Consider the following 19,458-nt stretch of genomic DNA (forward strand, 5'->3'; position numbering starts at 1 on the left):
TATTGGGCCGAAGTCGAACTGAAGAATCAATCAGCAGAAACTAATCAACAACCTAAAGTTGATGAAGCGACAAAGCCGAGAATGATAATGGTACCTAAAAGCTACACAGTCTTTAACATCGCGCAAACCGAAGATATCGACTTTCCTGCTTTTGAAGCAGAGTTGAGAACAGATGCAGAAATAATACAGGCTTGCGAAGACGTTATTGCTAACATGCAAAACAAGCCCACCATACGCAAGAATGGCAGTAATGCATACTATCAACCGACTACTGATATCGTTGTCGTACCGAGCCTTAAAAAGTGCAAATCTAAAGAAGCTTATTACAGTACACTATTCCACGAACTGGCACACAGTACCGGCCATGAAAGTAGATTGAACCGTAAAGAACTGTTAAACTCCGATGGCTTTGGCTCTGCAACCTACGCTAAAGAAGAACTTACTGCCGAAATGACTGCCGCATTCCTGGGAGCAATAACCGGCATAGGTCAAGCAACTATCGACAACAGTGCAGCCTACATTGAAAGCTGGCTTAAAGCTTTGAAGAATGATAAAAAATTAATTATCAAAGCTGCTGCACAGGCTCAAAGAGCCGCTGATTACATCATGTCGGTTACATATCAACCAGTATAAATTTAAAGCCCTTAACCGGGCTTTTTTAATATGGTTTACCGAATGTTGATGAGGATTTCGAAATAATTCTCTCTTGTTTAATGCTTTAACTCGCCATGCTGTTCTAATCGCAAATCAATTAATATAGGATAAATTTTGTTCTGAAACGAAACATTTTACAACCCATAGCTATTGTATATTTGATCAAATTAGTTAGTTGCCCTTTAGCAGCTACCTTTAAAAGGTTACAAGTTATATGGAGTATCAGGAAAAATGGACTTTAAGCAGTAACGGTAAGGAAGGTAGGTTAAACAAACAGGAAATGCTCGATATGTTCTTGCAAACGCTAACGGACATATATCATGTAAAGAAATATCTCTTAACCTATTTACCTGAGATGGCAAAGCGATCAAATATTCAAAACATTCGGTATTCTATCTTAAATGCCAGCACTGATATAAATTCCCAGGTAATGCGTTTAGATATGATTTTAGCTATTATTAGGTCAGAATCTGAATCAGAGATCATCATCAATAAAGGCGAATTGCGATTAGATACTTACATCAGAAGCACTTTAAAAAAATCAGAAGACTACAAAACTAACATTGCCCTTATCTCTCATTTTATAATGTTAGAATCAATTGAGATCGCTTCATTTGAGTTATTAACAACGATGTCATGTTGTATTAGAAACCCTACCATTAAAGACATGATACACCAAAACCTGACCGAAGCTAAGAATAATAAAAAAGTATTTCAAGAGCTATTGTCCAATTACATATTATGACAAGCCTATTATTATCTTCTCATTTTTAGACAAATGGAGTAATGAAACCGTATATAGTTTAAAGTAGCATCGAAAATACCCTTAATGATAATACCGGACAGCCAAGCTCATTTTGACGGTCACGATATCTTGAATTATACCTACAGCATTTATAATGACCTAAGGAATGGTGAGCCTACGAAATAACAGTCAAAAGAGAACAATCTACATTTAACCACTAACGGAGACCCCGAATATCGTGGGTGCAAAACTTTTGAGCAACACGGCAAGTGTTTTACGTATATAGCTGACGGGTATAAAGATTTGGCTAGTGATGAGGTACGGGAAATAATTAGGAGGCTAAGTTAATTTAGGAACACCCCATCCCTATAATTACTTTAATTGTCCTTGGTTGTAGGAAGGTTTTTCGCGGTATAATAATTAAGAAAGAAGCATTTGACTTCTTTCTTAAAAGGCACTAAGACTAATAACTTCGAAACTTACCTTTTAAAAGAATAAGGATTGAATGACTCAACCTCTATACATCACAACAACCAAACTACAATCCTATACTCAACAAGTAACATTTCCAGAAAATATTAAATCTTTGTAAATCTCCTATACTAAGTAACATCATGAAACTTTTTGGAAATTGGAAATGGCTAAATGAGCGTATTGACGATTTAGTTGCTAAAACAGATGTTTTGCAACAATTTGGGACAAAGGCCGCGAATAGTACCTTTTAAGACATTAAGAATGAATTGCACCAACCTTGTGCTAAACAAACCATTAAGAATCAAATTGATACCATTCTATACCTTTTCCAAAAAATATCAATTCTTTGTATTTTACCTATATAGAGTACTTTGACAATATTTATTGGAAGCTCGCCACTCCTTCCAATATAATTACGATAATACAATACTAATTTAAACCACGTTTGTTAATTTGGTAGCAGATATGATTACAACGAAAGAAGAAAGAGCTGAAAGCTTTAAGGAACTAAAAAGGTTTAAAGAGCAGGCAAGTAAATGGTCGGAAACTGGCAGTAATTATGATATTCATTATAAGGTAATTGTAAAGTACGGTAAAATAGAAACTTCAGGTAGTGCTTTGTTAAGCTTTGATCAATTTCAAGGACAACATACTGGTATTGTTAAAGCAAAGATTATATACAATAAACCAGTTATCTTAGACCTTAAAGAAGATTTCAGTGTAGTCTACGACAAGTTTTACTTTTTAGAGGGTAGGCTTATTATAACTGGGAAATCTAAAAACAAAGTGTTCCAGATTGAAGCCTGTGAGGAAGACAACAATTCTCCTTATGACTAATGGAGAAGAGAGAGTGAGAATGATTATTTAGCAAAGTTAGGCGTGAGTATTGATACATGGCAAGGAATTTCCGGCATAAACACAACCACCTACACTACCCTACATTTATTCCGTTCCTCCTTGCATTTAATCAATCCATAAACCTGTATGGGCATCATAATCATTCATTCACTTAAACTCAAAACAGATATGGAAAACACAAGTTAAAACTGCACCGAAACTGCACCAAAGCAGTAGAGTTTAAGACAAATTAAATAGATTTGTCAGAAACCTTTATTTAAATGTAAAATAGTCAATTTTATAATAAACCAAGCACTTGACTGTAAACGAGACATTTAGGCAATAAAAATGCCCCTTAGTAATACTAAGAGGCATTAAAGACTGTGATCCCAATAGGATTCGAACCTATGACCTACAGATTAGAAATCTGTTGCTCTATGTAAAAATGAGCTAATTGTGGCGGTTTTTCATTCATCGAGGTTCAAGTGCGCCACTTAATGCGCCAAAACTATGTACACTGAACCGAAAATTGTAACAAAACCAATTTTATCTTATCGCTCCCACATATCTTTCCATTTCAATGGAAAAAGATTTAGGGAATACAATGGTAACCGTCTAAAAATTAAAATCTTTCCTAATCATGCGCAATCGGTAAAGGAAAAAGAAAGATTATTGAGACAATTATTATTTAGGTTTAAAAAATCTCTGGAAACAGGATGGACTCCTTCAATAAATAACGAGCTTCTAATTCAAATTGAACATGAACCAATACTATCGGTTGAAAAATTATTTTTAGAATATGAGGCGACTAAGTTAGCCAGTCCTTTATCAGATAAATATAAAAGAAATATCAAATCTATAGTAAAGCGTTTCTTAGTTTTTTTAACTATTGAAGAAAGAGGTAGTTCAATACAATTGTTAAAACTTAACAGATTAGAAACGTTCCTTAAACAGTTCAAATCGTCTGCAACTAACTACATGAATACAAGGAGAATGTTAGGCTTATTTTTTGCGGAGTTCAGAAGAAAAAAACACATCACCGTTAACTTAATTGAAGAAACGGCACGTTTAAAGCCCAAAGCAGCTCTTCATAAGGTTTATACAAAAGAACAATTAATGGCATTGTTGGCTTATCTAAAAAACGCAGATTCCAATTTGTACATCTGTTGCTTGTTAACGTATAGCTGTATGTTGCGCCCACATTTGGAAATAAGGTTACTAAAAAAAAGGCACTTTAATGATGATTTTTCAATCATTTCCTTATCCGGTTCAGAAAACAAGAGCGCACGTGTTCGGGTAGTATCAGTACCCAAATACCTTCAAGCTATTATTAAAAATAGGTTAGTAGATGTTAATGACCCTGAGACTAATATTTTTACATTAAAGGATTATCCTTTCAATGAGTATTATTTTAACTTGATATGGACACGGCTAAAGCCTTACATGCGCATAAATGGTTTGCTACAAACCAGCCAAACCATATACTCGTTCCGTCACACCGCCGCCGTTGATGTTTACAGCCGAACGAAAGACATTCATATCATTCAACAACTTATGGGACATTCTACCATGATAGTAACCTTAAATTATTTAAGAGGTTTGGGTGAGTTAAACAGTCAACAATTAAGAGATGCGCTGCCCGTGCTGGACTTGGCATAAGCCCCCCCGGGGGAGCCAAGGGGTAGTATCCCGGCTTACCCCTCCACCCTTACCCCACCCACTCTCGGCCGTGACCCGAATCGATTTCCGCAACTATTTTTGAATGAAAATAAAAGACCTTTTTTAAATTCGACCGCCTATCCAAAAAAAACAAGAAGGCGCAATAAATTTTTTTTTTTAAATTTCTGACGGTTAACTGAGTCCCTCTTTTTGGGCTCTAAAGTCCTATTGCCAATCGTATTAACCAGCAATGGGGCAAAACTCTTTATACTAATAGACGTACTCAGCCTGTAACAATGGGAAGTTTGAGTACAAGTTTACCGTTGCATCAGTTCGTATCAACCTTGGTCGATGAACACCTTGTATTAACTCACCTTCAACCTGCTCTAAATGCAACCGTTGTAACTCTGGATTCTCAAAAGTAGTAAACCAAAAACGGCGACCCTCGTAACTAACTTTTAGATTTTTCATAATATGGTCATCGCATATTATATTTAATCTGTCGGCTAAGAAGTGATAGTAGGTTGGATGGTAAGTCATAGTACCCACTACACAAATGTCTTGACCTGAAAGGGCGTTAGAACCGGTTAAGCTGCCAAAGTGTAATGTATCAACTGGATTGGCAAAATGTTTTTTGTATTTAATATGTGTGATAACAGGCATGTCGCCAACTTTAGCCGAGACTGTCTCATGATACTTATCTAAACCCTTCTTTGAGCAGCTCTTAGATGTGTCCTGTATAAGGGTACCTTGAAATTGAACGTTTGAAATATCAACGAATACTAACCTTTCACCAAATATTTTTTCATTTAAAGCTCTTGATGCGGTGGCATCAAGAAATATCAATTTCTTATCCGTTGGCAGTTTACTCAGATGGTTAACCTCATAATGAATAAATTCCCCGTCAAACATAAACCGGGACGATTGGAAGAACTTTAGTACGTTGGTATCAAACCTATCTCCGCTTATTACCTCCTTAACTATGTCAACATAATTAGTAAAGTTCGGGGTGGGGTGTACACCAGTCTCTTTAACCATCAGAACTTTTTCCAATTCGTCAACAACGCAGCCCCGCAAGGTCAGGTACATCTTAATAGAGGTTAGTTCCGCTACCGATGTCTTATGATGCTCAAAGATGGTATTGAATGCATTCTCATCAAAAACATAAGTATCATGATTAAACGACTGATGTAGCAGACGTGTATGTGTAGTAAACACCGTCTTATCAGTACTGGCATTCTTGATAGCTTTGTTCTGTTTCAGATATTCAATAGCAAAATTCATATCCTCATATTCCACATGCCCGTCGTCAAAAAGTGACTTACCATTTGCCAAGTTTTTTATTCTAAAATGGGCTTTCTCATTCAGTCCTTTATTATAAAGAACATTTAAGTAAGCTTGTACTGGTTTGGTAAATTTGGTCAACGCTTCCGGCGTAACTAACTTCTCGCTATCAGATAACGCAGATGATTCAAACTGTTCATTTTTCAGGTTGTTGTTTGGGAACCCCATTGCTATACCTTTCTTGTTTTTCCAGTATTGACTTTTCCCTAATCCCGGTGCCAGTTTGAATACATACACCGTTTCACCAGTATCTGCATCAGCTATATCAAACCATTTAACCATTTCTTGTTCACCCTCTGCCAGTGTGTAGATTCGAGGTTGATTTGAAGGGTCAATCTCAACTCTTCCTTTTTTGCGCAGCAACTCCGGGAAGGTTTGAGACTTCAAACTATTTGGTTGGTCTTCACTAAACGGTGAGTACCTGCCTATCAAATATGTTCTGTAATGGCATTGATTACGCAGGTATGAAATTTTTGAAAATTTTTCATCTGAGTAAGATTTGTTCTTATTTAAACAAGCCTTATAAAGTTGCTCGCCACCTTCAATTCTCATCAGGTTTGACGCCATACACATTAGCTCGCTATCGTTTAGTTTACAACCTAACAATGGTGTACCGCCGCCCTCATAAAAGGTTTTAAACAACTTGCATTCAAGCAGGTCTTCCAGTTTCCAATTATCAATAAGCTTTGGCTGCTTATCAGTTTCGTCACAGATTAGGGGAATATCGTTATTCCTATATCTATATAGTATAGTATTACCGTTATCTCCCGTTTTTTCTATTAAATTAATATCAAAACCTTTTCTTATCCTATTACCTGCTCTTGAATATTGAAGTTCATTAGCTATATCGAAAACGTTTACGGGGTTAAAAGTAGCATCTAAGTCCCCCCGGAATACTTTTTTATTAGTACCAAGCCATACTCTGGCTAAGTCTTTACAAGCGGTATCGTTCAAAGAATTGAAGATGATACTGAAAGCCTTATTAAGGTCAGTGGCCAACTTTGGATGTCTTACCTCTCCATCACAGATAAAGGCTATACGGTACCGGGGATTACTTTCAGTATGTGAATACGTAGGGTAACCAAAATTAAAAGGTAATCTGTAATCAGCACAAATAGTATCAATCTCCGATAACTTTAAGGTATCGTCAAAGTCCAGCGCAAACATCGTTTGGGCTATAAAATTAGTTGCTTTGCGGCGGTCGCCTTCAAACACTTGGGCAGTTACGGGAATCCCTTGCTCAATACAATTGGTTAGTTCTTCTACCGAGGTTTTACACTGAGTAACTTTAATTTTTTGGTACTCGTGGTCGGCAGGTTTGTTGTGAAAAGACACTTCACTCTTAGAGTAAATTAAGTTCACTGTTCATAAATTCGCTGTTAAGTTTACTTTAATGCTTCGGTGAAGCGAAAGACGGCAGGTAGTAGCTCAGTGAACTTAACGAAGTAGTGCTACTACCTGTTTATCCGTCTCTCTTATAAATACTTGTTAAGGCGTATTTGTACCTGTTTTTTTCTAAATTAATTTGCAAAGAAATCCTAAAGCAAACTTAGGTCACTTACGCCAAAATGCAAGTCTCACCTGTAAAAAAATATTATATTTTCGGTTTATTTCCTACATTGGAGAACTTAGCCTTATCATTACAGCTACATGAAGAACTTTAGAGAAACAGCGAACTTTATCTGGTCAATTGCAGACCTTTTAAGGGGAGATTACAAGCAGAGCGACTACGGGAAGGTTATCCTGCCGTTAACGATACTGAGGCGGCTGGACTGCGTTTTAGACACTACTAAGACTGAGGTACTAAAGAAGTACGAGCAGACAAACACCATGAACATCCAGAATATTGACCCGATACTTAACAAAGTAGCTGGATACAATTTCCATAATCGTAGCCAGTTTACATTTGATAAGCTGATTGCTGACCCTAACAATATAGCCGCTAACCTGATAGAGTATATCAACGGTTTTTCTGCCGATGCCCGTGAGATAATTGAACAGTTTGAGTTTGAGAACCAGATTATCCGCATGGATAACAATAACCTGTTGTTTATAGTGGTTAAGCGGTTCCAAGAAATTGACCTGCATCCTATTAAGGTAAGCAGTATGGAAATGGGTTATCTATTTGAGGAGTTGATACGCAAGTTTGCTGAAATCTCCAATGAGACGGCCGGTGAGCATTTTACACCCCGTGAAGTAATTCGGTTAATGATAAACCTACTTTTCCTAAACGACCGGGATATATTAACGCAAAAAGGTATCGTAAAAACAATTTACGATTGCTGCGCCGGTACAGGTGGTATGCTTAGCGTAGCCGAAGAATATCTACATGAACTGAACCCTGATGCACGGTTAGAGGTGTTCGGGCAGGAGCTAAACCCTGAATCTTATGCTATTTGTAAATCGGATATGCTGATTAAAGGCCAGAACCCTGTTAACATAAAAAAGGGTAACAGCATATCGGAAGACCATCTGCCGAACGAGAGTTTTGATTACCTTATTACCAACCCGCCGTTTGGTGTGAAATGGGAAAAGATAGCTAAAAAGGTAAAGGCAGAGCATGAAGAAAAAGGGTTTGGCGGCAGGTTTGGTGCGGGGCTGCCATCAACTGGTGACGGTTCGTTCCTGTTCCTCATGTCGCTTATATCAAAAATGAAGCCGGAGGGTTCACGGTTGGCTATTGTATTCAACGGTTCGCCATTATTTTCAGGCAGTCCAAGCAGCACCAAAAACGAATCCAGTATACGGCAGTGGGTCATAGAAAATGACCTATTAGAAGCCATTATAGCCTTGCCAAACCAATTGTTTTACAATACTGGTATAAGTACCTATATATGGATACTTTCTAATCATAAGCCCGCTAATCGCCGGGGCAAAGTACAACTTATCAATGCGGTGGACTTCTATAAAAAAATGGGTAAATCTCTTGGTGATAAGCGCAACGAATTAAGCCCCGACCACATTAACGAAATCACTAAAGTGTACGGTGAATTTGTGCCAAGCGAAATCAGTAAAATTTTTGATAACCGGGACTTTGGATATTCAAAAGTTACCGTTGAACGCCCCGAAAGAGACGCTAAAGGCAATATAAAGACCGACAAGAACGGCAAGTCAAAAGCTGATAGTAGGTTAAGAGATACGGAAAGCATCCCATTGAAAGAGGACATAAAAGCCTATATTCAAAAAGAGGTGTTGCCTCATGTGCCGGATGCGTGGGTTGATGAAACTAAAACTAAAATTGGTTACGAAATTAACTTTACAAAATATTTCTACCAGTATAAACCGCTGCGGTCATTGGATGAAATCAGGAAAGATATATTAGCATTGGAGAAGGAAACAATAGGTTTAATTAATGAGGTAATTGCATAAAATGAAACCATATCCAAGTTACAAACCAACAACACATGAATGGTCAGATTCTGTGCCTGAGCATTGGAAAGAGACAAGGCTCAAATACATTGGTTATTTATACAGTGGGTTAACTGGAAAAAAAGGCGATGATTTTAAACTTGAGCCTGATTCATCAACAAAACCTTTTATCCCTTTTACGAATGTTGCAAATAACGAAAAAATCAGTATTGACAATTTACAGTACGTTTCCATTGTTGAGGGTGAAGAACAAAATCAGGTAAAAAATGGGGATTTATTTTTTATGATGAGTTCTGAAAATTTCGATGATGTCGGTAAAACAACAATATTAAATGATGGTGTTGATGAGGTTTATTTAAATAGTTTTTGTAAGGGATTTCGACTCGTAGATACGACGGTCGACCCAATGTTTTTAAATTATTTGTTGTTGAGCCACCCATACCGCAAGCGGTTAATGATTGAAGCGAACGGATTTACACGTATCAATTTGAAAATGGGTAAGGTAAATGACCTTAAAATTTATATTCCTACAAGTCAGGCTGAACAAAATAAAATTTCAGAGTATCTTGACCACAAGACTGCGGAAATTAACAAACTAATAAACGACAAAGAGCAGCTTGTGGTTGTTTTTAAGGAAGAGCGCACAGCTGTAATTAATCAGGCAGTTACCAAAGGAATCGAGGCAGCTAACCCAATGAAATTTAGTGGCATTGACTGGTTGGGCGAAATACCTGCACATTGGGGAATTGTAAAAATAAAATACGTTTCCTCAATTAAATATGGACTTGGGCAACCACCAAAACAAAAAGATGGTGGTATGAAGATTATTAGAGCAACTAATATATTTAGAGGAATTATCAAGGAGGATAACATGGTTTATGTCGACCCGGATGACATACCGTGGAATAGAGACCCCCTATTGAAAGAAGATGATATAATTATTGTCAGAAGTGGTGCTTACACAGGGGATAGCGCAATAATTACAAAAGATTATGCCGGGTCAATAACCGGGTATGATATAGTAGTACGAGCAAAAACTGTATATGCTCAATTCTTAGCATACGCATTGCTAAGCACATATTTATTAGATAATCAGCTATTTTTAGAAAGATTAAGAGCGGCACAACCACACCTTAATGCGGAAGAAATCGGTAATTGTTTTTTACTTGAACCACCTATTTCGGAGCAAATTAGTATTGTCAACCACATAAAAAATGAGCACTTAAAAATTGACGAATTGATTGAAAAAGTAAAACATGAAATTATCTTTTTGAAAGAGTATAAAGCAGCTTTAATTTCGGAAGTGGTGACAGGGAAAGTTGATGTACAAAATGAAGTAATATCAGATTTATTAGCAACGGCATAACATGGCAACCGGAATTCATACAGAACAAACCTTCGAAGCAGCTATTGCTGACTCCCTAACCACTAACGGTGGTTATGTTTCTGGTAACTCTAATGACTTTGATGTAAACTTGGGATTATTCCCTACCTACATTACCGGCTTCTTAAAGGAATCCCAAAACAAAGAGTGGCTTAAAATAGAAGCCATCCATAAAACGGACGTTGAGAAAAAAGTTATTCAACGCTTAGTAAAAGAGCTGGACTTACGTGGTACGCTGGATGTGGTGCGCAACGGTTTTACTGACTACGGAGTAAAGTTTAAGATGGGATATTTCAAGCCTGAATCGTCGTTAAACCCCAGCGCTGATTTACTTTACCAGACTAACCATCTATCTGTTACTCGACAGCTTTTTTACGAGCGTATAGGCAATAACTCTATCGATATGGTATTATCCCTTAACGGACTGCCTATTGCTACTGTAGAGCTTAAAAATCAGTTTACCGGTCAAAACATCAACCACGCTAAAAAGCAATACGTTTACGACCGTGAACCTACTGAGCCGATATTTCAGTTTAAAAAAAGGTCGTTAGTTCACTTCGCAGTTGATACCGATGAGTGCTATATGACCACTAAGTTAGATGGTAAGCATACCCGCTATTTACCTTTTAATTTAGGAGATAATAACGGCGCAGGTAATCCCCAAAACAAACATGGTTACCGCACATCATACCTTTGGGAATACGTATGGGCTAAGGATAGTTTTTTAGATATTATAGGTAAGTTCCTTCACCTAAGTTCTGAGGAATTTGAATTTAACGGTATCACCAAGATTAAAGAAACTATGGTGTTCCCTCGTTACCATCAATTGGATGTGGTGCGTGAGGTAAGCAAAAATGCAAAGGCGGTTGGTGCAGGCCATAACTACCTGATACAACATAGCGCAGGCTCCGGGAAGAGTAATAGTATAGCATGGTTGGCTTACCGCTTATCCAGTTTACACGATAGCAGTAACTCCCGCATTTTTGATTCGGTAATTGTTATTACCGATAGGACAGTACTGGATAATCAACTACAGAACACCATTTATCAGTTTGAGCATAAACAGGGTGTAGTACAGAAGATTGATAAGGATTCGCAGCAATTAGCAAATGCCATAACAGCAGGTTCTAATATCATCATTACCACTCTGCAAAAGTTCCCGTTCATTTTAGATAAGGTGGGTGAACTTGCTAACAAAAAGTATGCGGTCATTATTGATGAAGCGCATTCAAGCCAAGGTGGTGAGGCTACCAAAAAGATGAAGGAGGTATTGGCCGCTAAATCTTTAGAAGAAGCTGAGCAAGATGAAAATTTTTCAGGGTTGGATGAAGATGCCGAAGATGAGATTAGGAAGTCTATGCAAGCTCGTGGTAAGCAAACCAACCTTAGTTTTTTTGCCTTCACTGCCACGCCCAAGGCTAAAACGGTAGAGGTATTTGGCACCCCGGATGCGAACGGTAAACCGAAACCGTTTCACCTGTATTCGATGCGCCAAGCCATTGAGGAAGGCTTTATATTGGATGTGCTGCTTAATTACACCACTTACAAAACCTTCTTCAAGCTATCTAAAGAAATTGACGATGACCCGGACGTAAACAAAAAACAAGCGGCTACCGCTATTGCACGTTTTTTGTCGCTTCACCCCCATAATCTTGCTCAGAAAACCGAAGTAATGGTTGAGCACTTTCGGCAGGTGGTATCCAAAAAAATTGGTGGCAAGGCAAAAGCCATGGTGGTAACCAGCTCCCGCCTACATGCAGTACGCTACAAGGAAGAGTTTGATAAGTACATCTCTAAGCAAGGTTATAGTGATATAAAAACCATTGTGGCGTTCTCCGGTAAGGTTATTTATGATTTATATCCTGAGGGGGTTACTGAGGTAGAGCTTAACGGCTTTAAAGAAAAAGAATTACCAAAGAAGTTTAATACCGACGAGTACCAATTATTGCTGGTAGCTGATAAATACCAAACCGGTTTTGACCAGCCCTTACTGCATACCATATATGTTGATAAAAAACTATCCGGGGTTAAAGCGGTGCAAACCCTATCCCGGCTAAATAGAATGTGCGCTGGTAAGGATGACACCTTCGTGCTGGACTTTGCAAACGACACCGAAGATATTTTAGATTCTTTTCAGCCTTACTATGAATTAACTACGGTTGAAACCACAACCGACCCCAACCACCTTTATGATTTAGAGACCGAAATCAGGAAAGCCCGCATAATATGGGATACCGAGATAGATAACTTCTGCAACGTGTATTTTAAGTCCGCTAAGACCTTATCTGTTACCGAGCAAGGGAAGCTAAACGCTTACATCGACCCTGCCGTAGACCGCTACAAACAGCTTTCTATTGAGAATACAAAAGATGATGTAATTAACACCGAATCAACACAAGAGGGCTTTAAAAATTCATTGCAATCTTTTGTCCGGCTGTACTCCTTTTTAACTCAAATCATGCCGTTTACTGATGTAAATTTAGAGAAACTGTACACCTACGGTAAATTCCTGTTAAGGAAGTTACCACGTAACCCTAACGACCGCTTCCAGTTAGGCGATGAAGTATCGTTAGAGTACTATCGTTTACAGAAGGTAGCCGAAACTAATATCCTGATGGAGCCGCAAGCCGAATACGGTTTAGATGGACAGAATGAGGCCGGTATCCGAATAAAAAAAGACGAACGGGCAGCACTATCAGAAATCATTGAAGTACTTAACAAACGGTTCTCAACAGAGTTTAACGATGCTGACAAGCTCTTTTTTGACCAGATTGAAGCTGAACTCGTGGCTGATGCAAAACTCAGCCAGCAGGCTAAAAGTAATACTATAGAGAATTTTAAATTTGGCTTTGATGACATTTTTATGGATAAGCTTATCTCCCGTATGGAGCAGAATCAGGATATATTTTCCAAGATGATGGATGATAAAGAATTCGGGGGGCTGGTGAAGAATTACATGTTGAAGAAAGTCTACAACAGTTTAACTGGTCTCTAAATAAAATTTACATTTTGACATGTGATATATAGTGGGGTAGGTTTTGTCTTCTTTTATCACAGGACAAAACACAATAAATACAAATGAACTTAACGCAACAAGTAGAGTCCTATTACAGTGACGTAAACCAGCAGCTTATATTACTAAAGAAATATAACTCGCAGAGCCAACTCTATCTATCAACAGACTTCAATGTATTTGATTACATCCGGCCAGATGAAAATACTTTATCAGATATAATTGCTGACCTGTTGACTCCGAACGGTAATCATGGTCAGGGAAACATCTTCTTAGTAGAATTCCTTAAATTGGTAGACATACCTAATTCGGAAAAACTAAGTAATAATATTCCGTTCATTTACCGTGAAGCAAGTACCTCTTTAATAAAGCATACACAAAAGCGTATAGATATTTTAATTGATTTGAATAAGTTTGGTATCGTTATAGAAAATAAACCATGGGCATCTGACCAGACCGAGCAGATTTCTGATTATAGAGATTACATGCGCATGCGCTATCACGATGATTTCTTGATAGTTTACTTATCTAAAACAAGTACTGCCCCCCATCAGCTTAGTATATCTACTGCTGATTTAGATAAACTAAAGGCGCAAGGCCAGTATCTAAACATCCTATTTTCGTATGGACTGAGTAACTGGCTACAGACATGTCTAAATCTTTCCCAGTCTGATAAATACAGATGGTTCTTACGTGACCTTATTAATTATATAAAATACAATTTATGAACGAAGATTTTGATGAGCTTATAATTGCTCAGGCTGTAAAAACCAGTGGTAATTTGGAGGTCGCTTTCAAAACATATCAATTATGGCAGGATATTCTTGACCGACTTGTATCTGTTTTTTTTGTAAAGTTAAAGACTCAGTTATTGACGACATTACCTACCGTTAGCGGAGGTTGGACTATTGAGCTTACCGAACCTTCGAATATGAAAACCGCCATGAATATTAGTTTAGCTAATTCCGACTGGAAAGATATAACTTTTGGTATAGGGGATTACGATGGTGATAGAGTACATTTTTTTATCAAAAGTGAAGCAGAAAATAGAATGGAACTGTACCAATATGTTACTGATAAAATAAATGGCAAAACCAATTTAGATATTTGGTATCAAAAAACTATAATGCCTTACAACACTTGGGAATCAACTATCGCAGGTATTATGGCTGTTTACCAATCCGAGCAACTTGTTGATTACTGTACCAGTAAATTATCTGAACTTGCCACCTATATCGGTGAATATCTTACACATTCTTAAATGTCGGCAAAAGGGATTCAATGTCGACTTCTAAGCCTTTTGCTATTTCATGCAGGTAAAAAATTGACGGATTAATTTTACCTGTCTCCAACCGCTGTATCGACTGCTGGTCTTTATCAATTGAATGGGCAAGTTCCTTTTGAGTAATACCTTTTTTCTCCCGGATTTCACGGATGCGCTCACCAAGATTTTTAAGTAGTACCTTTTTTTCCATCAAGGTATAATGGTAGTATTACCACCAAATTAATCGCACAACGGATACGTTGTATATCGATTTTTTTTCGTACCTTAGATTTTAAAGTTTAACCTTAATTTTTATCCATGAAATCATATTTAGTCAGGTTCTATCTTGTTCCGAGCGGTGCATTAGAAGTAGTCATTCAAGCAAAAAATAGCGGTGAGGCCGAGCGAATTGTAAAACTCCAATACGGTTCAAAGTTTAAGTCAATAGCTTCAACAAGAGAAATTTAATCATCATATTAACCGGACAAAGATGCTTGCATTTTTAATTATCATATCCATTGTTGCAATGTGGTCAATTCGAAACGCTGTAGCTAATAAGCCTAAAGCAGAATGGACAGAGTGGGAGCATCACCGTGATACAACACCGATAAAATCCACATTGCCCGATGGAAACAGAGTATTTCAGAACCAATCACATTGGAGGCGTTATAATCGCAACACGAAGCAGTGGGAATCAAAACGGGTAGTTGACCCAATCCAGCGTCCATTTAACCAAGCGACTTCGTTAAGTGACGTTTATAATCTACGGTTCGAACGAGAAAAGATTAATATATAATATGACTTTTATTTCAGGCTACGGCAATATTAAGCCGATTACGTTTACTTATTATCCATACAAAACGACCATTGAAACTATAAGCGCACTATTGCTGCTTTATCCATTGGTTGAGGAAGAGCACAGCACACATGGCTTAATAATAAAACTCTATCAAAAATCTTTTTTTGGCAAAAAGCAAAAGGGATTTATAAAACTTGAATACCTACCGGGGGGACATATTGACTCTTCTAAGAAAATAGACGATGAAGGAAACCCTTTTCCACCATACACAGATATTCTTTTGGGAATGGAATATAGTGCAGCTCACACCTACATCTATTGGACAGAACAATCACGTAATTTTTCAATTGCATCCCCACAAAAACAAATATTAAGTTATGGATTGCTCATAGAAAATATAAAATTCTATAAAGAAATTAGTAACAAGCTGGATTTGGAGATTATGGTGGAAGCAAGTAGCTCTGCATGGGGTTCATCAACCACCGCCAAGTTAGAATACAATAAAAAAAATCGTGACCTACTGGACAGGGTAGAAAGCACATTGCAGGTCTTTAAAAAGTACCAAAGTCTTTCGGATTTTAAGTCAGCGACATAATGATTGACAATCAATACAACAACTTCAAGACTGGCGTAAAGAACGATATCCGAGGTGCGGCTTATGGGCTGTTTGCGGGTTTGGGGTTATTTTTGTTGGTATTTACATTGGCCGGGGTTGTCGTTTACTTTTTCTTAAAAACCAATCATTACAGCTTAGAAATTAAAGCGACTGTTGCTATAGGAGTTTTGCTTTTAGTAAGTATGATGCTTGTTAACAGACAATTCGGTAACTTCATTTATTTAATGTGGTTAAAAATACTCATCGGAGTTTTTATGTTGCTCTGTTTATCAATCTTCGGTCTGATACTCTATTGCATGTGGTATCTACTGAAAGATTATTTTTAATAAACAGCTATGATTAGAAACCAATACAAAATAACATTATACAACACACAATTTTTCAGTGATGTGTTAACGTACCACTTCCCTGTATTACCCAAAGTAGGAGATTTGATTGAAGTAATTGAAGAAAGTACAATGTTTGTCATACGGGAACGGTCATTCAAACCTTTACACAATCGAGGGTTGATATGTGTCACGCTGCATGGGGTATTCGAAAAAAGTGAAGAAATGAGCCAAAATGCTTTCGAGAAATTAAGATGCAGAATACAAGACCAACACGAGGGCATTATCCGCAATCGTGAAGGCATAATTGAGCACCGAGAGTTCACAGGCTTCCCGGATAACTTGGATTGATAACATTAATCAGACCGGTGCATTATATTTCGAAAAAGGTAAGACCTACAAAAGGAATCAATACCGGCTGATTATTTCTATTTTAAAATGGCAATCATCATAACATTTAAACCCAAGAAGTTTACTTATTTCATTGGGGTAGATATATCACGCAATGAACTTGACTTTGCAGTTATGGAAGGAAAGAACCTTCTGTTTCACAAGGAAACAACGAATACCCCAGCAGACATTCAGGCCTTTGTGGCCGAATTGAAAACCCTCCCCAAATTTACAGTGACACGGGCAGTATTTTGCATGGAAAACACGGGTATCTATAGTAACCACCTTCTTACAACATTAAAAAAATTTAAAGCCAATGTTGTAATTGAGAATGCACTTCATATAAGAAATTCTTTAGGGCAGCTCAGAGGGAAGTATGATAAGATTGATTCCATAAGAATTGCTCAATACGCTTATAAGAATCGGGAAGAATTGCGGTTATGGATACCGAAAAGGCCAATTATTGAGCAGATTGCAAGTTTGTTCACGCTTAGAAATAGGTTGGTGGGTGTTAATGTTTCACTGAGAACACCTCTTAAAGAGCAAACTACATTCGTTACAAAAGGCATTCATAAAAATAGTGTCAGGTTATGCCAACAAAGTATAAGTTCCCTGAAAACAGATTTACATGAAGTAGAAAAAATGATACAGGAATTGGTAAAGGGAGATGAAAGACTTAATTATTTATATAAGATTGTTACCTCCGTGCCTTCCATTGGTGAGGTTACTGCACTACAAATCTTGATATCAACGAACGAGTTCAAGGACATCTCTACCTCTAAAAAATTTGCGTGCTATTCGGGAGTAGCACCATTTAAAAGGGAATCGGGTAAAATCATCGGCAAGGCAAGGGTATCACCTATATCAAACCGAAAGGTAAAGACGTTGCTGCACACATGTGCTATAAATGCTATACGGTATAACGAAGAGTTAAAGACATACTACGCCCGGAAGATTAAAGAAGGGAAACCGAAGATGGCGGTCATTAACGCTGTTAGAGCGAAGCTGATTTCGAGAATCTTTGCCTGTGTTAACGGGAACAGGCCTTTCAAGAAAGAATACTCACTCACAAAACTGATTGATGTTGAAGACAGCGTTACTAAGGAGGTGGTATAACTGAATAAAGTACAGAGTATTAACAGCAGGTCGAATTATAGTTTCTCAGGGTTAATGACCCATTGAATGAAATAATGCCTGCTGTTATTTTTACTATCAAAAGACTAAAGTAGCAGGCTGAATCGTAGTTTTTCCGGGTTAATGACCCAATGAATGAAATGATACCTGCTACTTTTTTAAGACAAAAATTTCATTTATTTTAAAAGGTAAAAGCAAGAAATTATTAATGCAGATTATGGTTAACAAACTTATTTTACATGTACCTCATGCCGGAACTCACATACCTGATAGAACTGGTTACGTTATCAGTAATGAGGCATTAGAAAAAGAGATGCTTCTACTTAATGATTGGTATACGGATGACTTATTTGGCTTCACTGACGGAATACCCGTCGTTGCAGATTTTAGCAGGGTCTTCTGTGATGTGGAACGATTTGCTAACGATGAAAAAGAAATAATGTCTGCAACTGGCATGGGTTCCGTCTATACAAAATGTGATGATGGTAGCGACCTGCGAACTGTATCAACGGAATTGAAATCTGAGATTTTAAATAAGTATTATTATCCTCATCATGAGAAACTACATGCCGCTGTTTCCGAGCAGCTACTACTTAATAATTCAGCCCTAATTGTAGATTGCCATTCGTTTAGTAACAAGCCATTTAAAAGAGATATGGAGCAGTCAACCCCTCGGCATGACATCTGCATCGGCTTCGACGGCTATCACACGCCAGAGGGCTTGTATAAGTTCACTAAAAGCTTTTTCGAGCATCATGGCTTTACAGTTAAGTTAAATTGTCCTTATTCAGGTTCAATAGTTCCCATCGCCTATTATGAAAAAGATAACCGGGTCAGTTCAATAATGATTGAAATAAACAGGGATTTGTACTTAGTTCCTACTACTAAACAAAAGAGTAAGAATTATAACAGAATTAAATCAATTATTAAAAATTTCTTATATAAAGTAAGCGAACTGGATTACAATTATAATTTCAAATTATTGAACGGAGTTTTTGATTATCGAGAGCTAACAGGTTGGTCAACTGGTTTTGACTTTGGCAAGGATTTCATTTAAATTGTCTGTTAAAATCTCCAAATTACCTGTACAGTAATGTTCCTTTTTGTTCTTTTCGGTACCGCCATGGTACTTTAATGGATGTTAACCGCTCTTAATGGCACAAAAAGCAGGCGTTTTTAACACAATTTCCGCAATAATTAGTGGCTGTTAATCCTCATTGGTTGAAGATTTATATTTTATACAAAAATAATGGAGGGTTGACCGACAATTAACTTCACTTAATTCTGCAAATTTTCTCTTTTGTCGAGACATTTTTAACAACGTATTTTAAAAATCGCTCATTACTCAACTGTTATTCCGACCAAAGCTTTATGAATTAAGTGGCTACTCATGATTACTTCATTTAGCTAATAAATCTCAAATCATTAAAGCGATACTATCAACGTTGAA

General features: G+C 37.4%; 15 protein-coding genes and 1 tRNA gene. 13 read left to right on the forward strand and 3 right to left on the reverse strand.

Going from position 1 to position 19,458, the window contains the following annotated elements:
• The 3 genes from ABIB39_RS15970 to ABIB39_RS15980 all read left to right on the forward strand — a co-directional run.
• Positions 1 to 633, forward strand: a 633-nt coding sequence (locus ABIB39_RS15970) for a zincin-like metallopeptidase domain-containing protein (protein WP_354431167.1), incomplete at its 5' end; no start/stop codon positions are given.
• A 235-nt stretch (positions 634 to 868) separates the two neighbouring features.
• Positions 869 to 1,399 carry a DUF892 family protein gene (locus tag ABIB39_RS15975; RefSeq protein WP_354431168.1) on the forward strand — a complete coding sequence of 177 codons (531 nt, stop codon included), beginning with the start codon at positions 869 to 871 and terminating at the stop codon, positions 1,397 to 1,399.
• 939 nt (positions 1,400 to 2,338) lie between these two features.
• Positions 2,339 to 2,710, forward strand: coding sequence for a hypothetical protein (locus tag ABIB39_RS15980; RefSeq protein WP_354431169.1), 372 nt, complete (start codon positions 2,339 to 2,341; stop codon positions 2,708 to 2,710).
• Between the two features lie 387 nt (positions 2,711 to 3,097).
• Here ABIB39_RS15980 and ABIB39_RS15985 read toward each other — a convergent pair.
• A tRNA-Arg gene (locus tag ABIB39_RS15985) sits at positions 3,098 to 3,162 on the reverse strand.
• Between the two features lie 58 nt (positions 3,163 to 3,220).
• Between ABIB39_RS15985 and ABIB39_RS15990 the strand changes: the two genes are divergently transcribed.
• Positions 3,221 to 4,369: a tyrosine-type recombinase/integrase gene (locus ABIB39_RS15990; protein WP_354431170.1), complete on the forward strand. Its 1,149-nt coding sequence runs from the start codon at positions 3,221 to 3,223 to the stop codon at positions 4,367 to 4,369.
• Between the two features lie 270 nt (positions 4,370 to 4,639).
• Here ABIB39_RS15990 and ABIB39_RS15995 read toward each other — a convergent pair whose 3' ends face one another.
• On the reverse strand, positions 4,640 to 7,075 hold the full coding sequence (locus ABIB39_RS15995; protein WP_354431171.1) for a hypothetical protein: 2,436 nt from the start codon (positions 7,073 to 7,075) through the stop codon (positions 4,640 to 4,642).
• 288 nt (positions 7,076 to 7,363) lie between these two features.
• Between ABIB39_RS15995 and ABIB39_RS16000 the strand changes: the two genes are divergently transcribed.
• From ABIB39_RS16000 to ABIB39_RS16020, 5 genes are all read left to right on the forward strand, one after another.
• Positions 7,364 to 9,082 carry a type I restriction-modification system subunit M gene (locus ABIB39_RS16000; protein ID WP_354431172.1) on the forward strand — a complete coding sequence of 573 codons (1,719 nt, stop codon included), beginning with the start codon at positions 7,364 to 7,366 and terminating at the stop codon, positions 9,080 to 9,082.
• Position 9,083: 1 nt separating this feature from the next.
• Complete coding sequence (locus ABIB39_RS16005; protein ID WP_354431173.1) at positions 9,084 to 10,448, forward strand: restriction endonuclease subunit S; 1,365 nt, start codon at positions 9,084 to 9,086, stop codon at positions 10,446 to 10,448.
• Position 10,449: 1 nt separating this feature from the next.
• The gene (locus tag ABIB39_RS16010; RefSeq protein ID WP_354431174.1) at positions 10,450 to 13,461 is read left to right on the forward strand and encodes a type I restriction endonuclease subunit R; all 3,012 of its coding nucleotides are present in this window, start codon (positions 10,450 to 10,452) and stop codon (positions 13,459 to 13,461) included.
• Positions 13,462 to 13,544: 83 nt separating this feature from the next.
• Positions 13,545 to 14,207 (forward strand): PDDEXK-like family protein, encoded by a 663-nt coding sequence (locus ABIB39_RS16015; protein ID WP_354431175.1) that lies wholly within the window; start codon positions 13,545 to 13,547, stop codon positions 14,205 to 14,207.
• The gene (locus tag ABIB39_RS16020; RefSeq protein WP_354431176.1) at positions 14,204 to 14,740 is read left to right on the forward strand and encodes a hypothetical protein; all 537 of its coding nucleotides are present in this window, start codon (positions 14,204 to 14,206) and stop codon (positions 14,738 to 14,740) included. The genes ABIB39_RS16015 and ABIB39_RS16020 overlap by 4 nt, the downstream gene beginning before the upstream one ends.
• Here ABIB39_RS16020 and ABIB39_RS16025 read toward each other — a convergent pair.
• On the reverse strand, positions 14,727 to 14,954 hold the full coding sequence (locus ABIB39_RS16025; RefSeq protein ID WP_354431177.1) for a helix-turn-helix domain-containing protein: 228 nt from the start codon (positions 14,952 to 14,954) through the stop codon (positions 14,727 to 14,729). The genes ABIB39_RS16020 and ABIB39_RS16025 overlap by 14 nt on opposite strands.
• A 586-nt stretch (positions 14,955 to 15,540) precedes the next feature.
• Between ABIB39_RS16025 and ABIB39_RS16030 the strand changes: the two genes are divergently transcribed.
• The 4 genes from ABIB39_RS16030 (at position 15,541) to ABIB39_RS16045 (ending at position 19,065) form a co-directional block, all read left to right on the forward strand.
• Positions 15,541 to 16,137, forward strand: coding sequence for a hypothetical protein (locus tag ABIB39_RS16030; RefSeq protein WP_354431178.1), 597 nt, complete (start codon positions 15,541 to 15,543; stop codon positions 16,135 to 16,137).
• Positions 16,137 to 16,484, forward strand: coding sequence for a hypothetical protein (locus ABIB39_RS16035; RefSeq protein ID WP_354431179.1), 348 nt, complete (start codon positions 16,137 to 16,139; stop codon positions 16,482 to 16,484). The genes ABIB39_RS16030 and ABIB39_RS16035 overlap by 1 nt, the downstream gene beginning before the upstream one ends.
• Positions 16,485 to 16,922: 438 nt before the next feature.
• Entirely contained in the window at positions 16,923 to 17,990 is a 1,068-nt protein-coding gene (locus tag ABIB39_RS16040) for an IS110 family RNA-guided transposase (protein WP_354431180.1), read from the forward strand.
• Between the two features lie 235 nt (positions 17,991 to 18,225).
• Positions 18,226 to 19,065: an N-formylglutamate amidohydrolase gene (locus ABIB39_RS16045; RefSeq protein WP_354431181.1), complete on the forward strand. Its 840-nt coding sequence runs from the start codon at positions 18,226 to 18,228 to the stop codon at positions 19,063 to 19,065.
• Positions 19,066 to 19,458: the final 393 nt, after the last annotated feature.

Source organism: Mucilaginibacter sp. UYP27 (assembly GCF_040547175.1).
GTDB lineage: Bacteria > Bacteroidota > Bacteroidia > Sphingobacteriales > Sphingobacteriaceae > Mucilaginibacter.

Bases quoted from the DNA above. Each gene is read 5' to 3' on its own strand.
- ABIB39_RS15975 (WP_354431168.1), top strand. From the start codon at position 869: ATGGAGTATCAGGAAAAATGGACTTTAAGCAGTAACGGTAAGGAAGGT.
- ABIB39_RS15980 (WP_354431169.1), top strand. From the start codon at position 2,339: ATGATTACAACGAAAGAAGAAAGAGCTGAAAGCTTTAAGGAACTAAAA.
- ABIB39_RS15990 (WP_354431170.1), top strand. From the start codon at position 3,221: ATGTACACTGAACCGAAAATTGTAACAAAACCAATTTTATCTTATCGC.
- ABIB39_RS16000 (WP_354431172.1), top strand. From the start codon at position 7,364: ATGAAGAACTTTAGAGAAACAGCGAACTTTATCTGGTCAATTGCAGAC.
- ABIB39_RS16005 (WP_354431173.1), top strand. From the start codon at position 9,084: ATGAAACCATATCCAAGTTACAAACCAACAACACATGAATGGTCAGAT.
- ABIB39_RS16010 (WP_354431174.1), top strand. From the start codon at position 10,450: ATGGCAACCGGAATTCATACAGAACAAACCTTCGAAGCAGCTATTGCT.
- ABIB39_RS16015 (WP_354431175.1), top strand. From the start codon at position 13,545: ATGAACTTAACGCAACAAGTAGAGTCCTATTACAGTGACGTAAACCAG.
- ABIB39_RS16020 (WP_354431176.1), top strand. From the start codon at position 14,204: ATGAACGAAGATTTTGATGAGCTTATAATTGCTCAGGCTGTAAAAACC.
- ABIB39_RS16025 (WP_354431177.1), bottom strand. From the start codon at position 14,954: ATGGAAAAAAAGGTACTACTTAAAAATCTTGGTGAGCGCATCCGTGAA.
- ABIB39_RS16030 (WP_354431178.1), top strand. From the start codon at position 15,541: ATGACTTTTATTTCAGGCTACGGCAATATTAAGCCGATTACGTTTACT.
- ABIB39_RS16035 (WP_354431179.1), top strand. From the start codon at position 16,137: ATGATTGACAATCAATACAACAACTTCAAGACTGGCGTAAAGAACGAT.
- ABIB39_RS16040 (WP_354431180.1), top strand. From the start codon at position 16,923: ATGGCAATCATCATAACATTTAAACCCAAGAAGTTTACTTATTTCATT.
- ABIB39_RS16045 (WP_354431181.1), top strand. From the start codon at position 18,226: ATGGTTAACAAACTTATTTTACATGTACCTCATGCCGGAACTCACATA.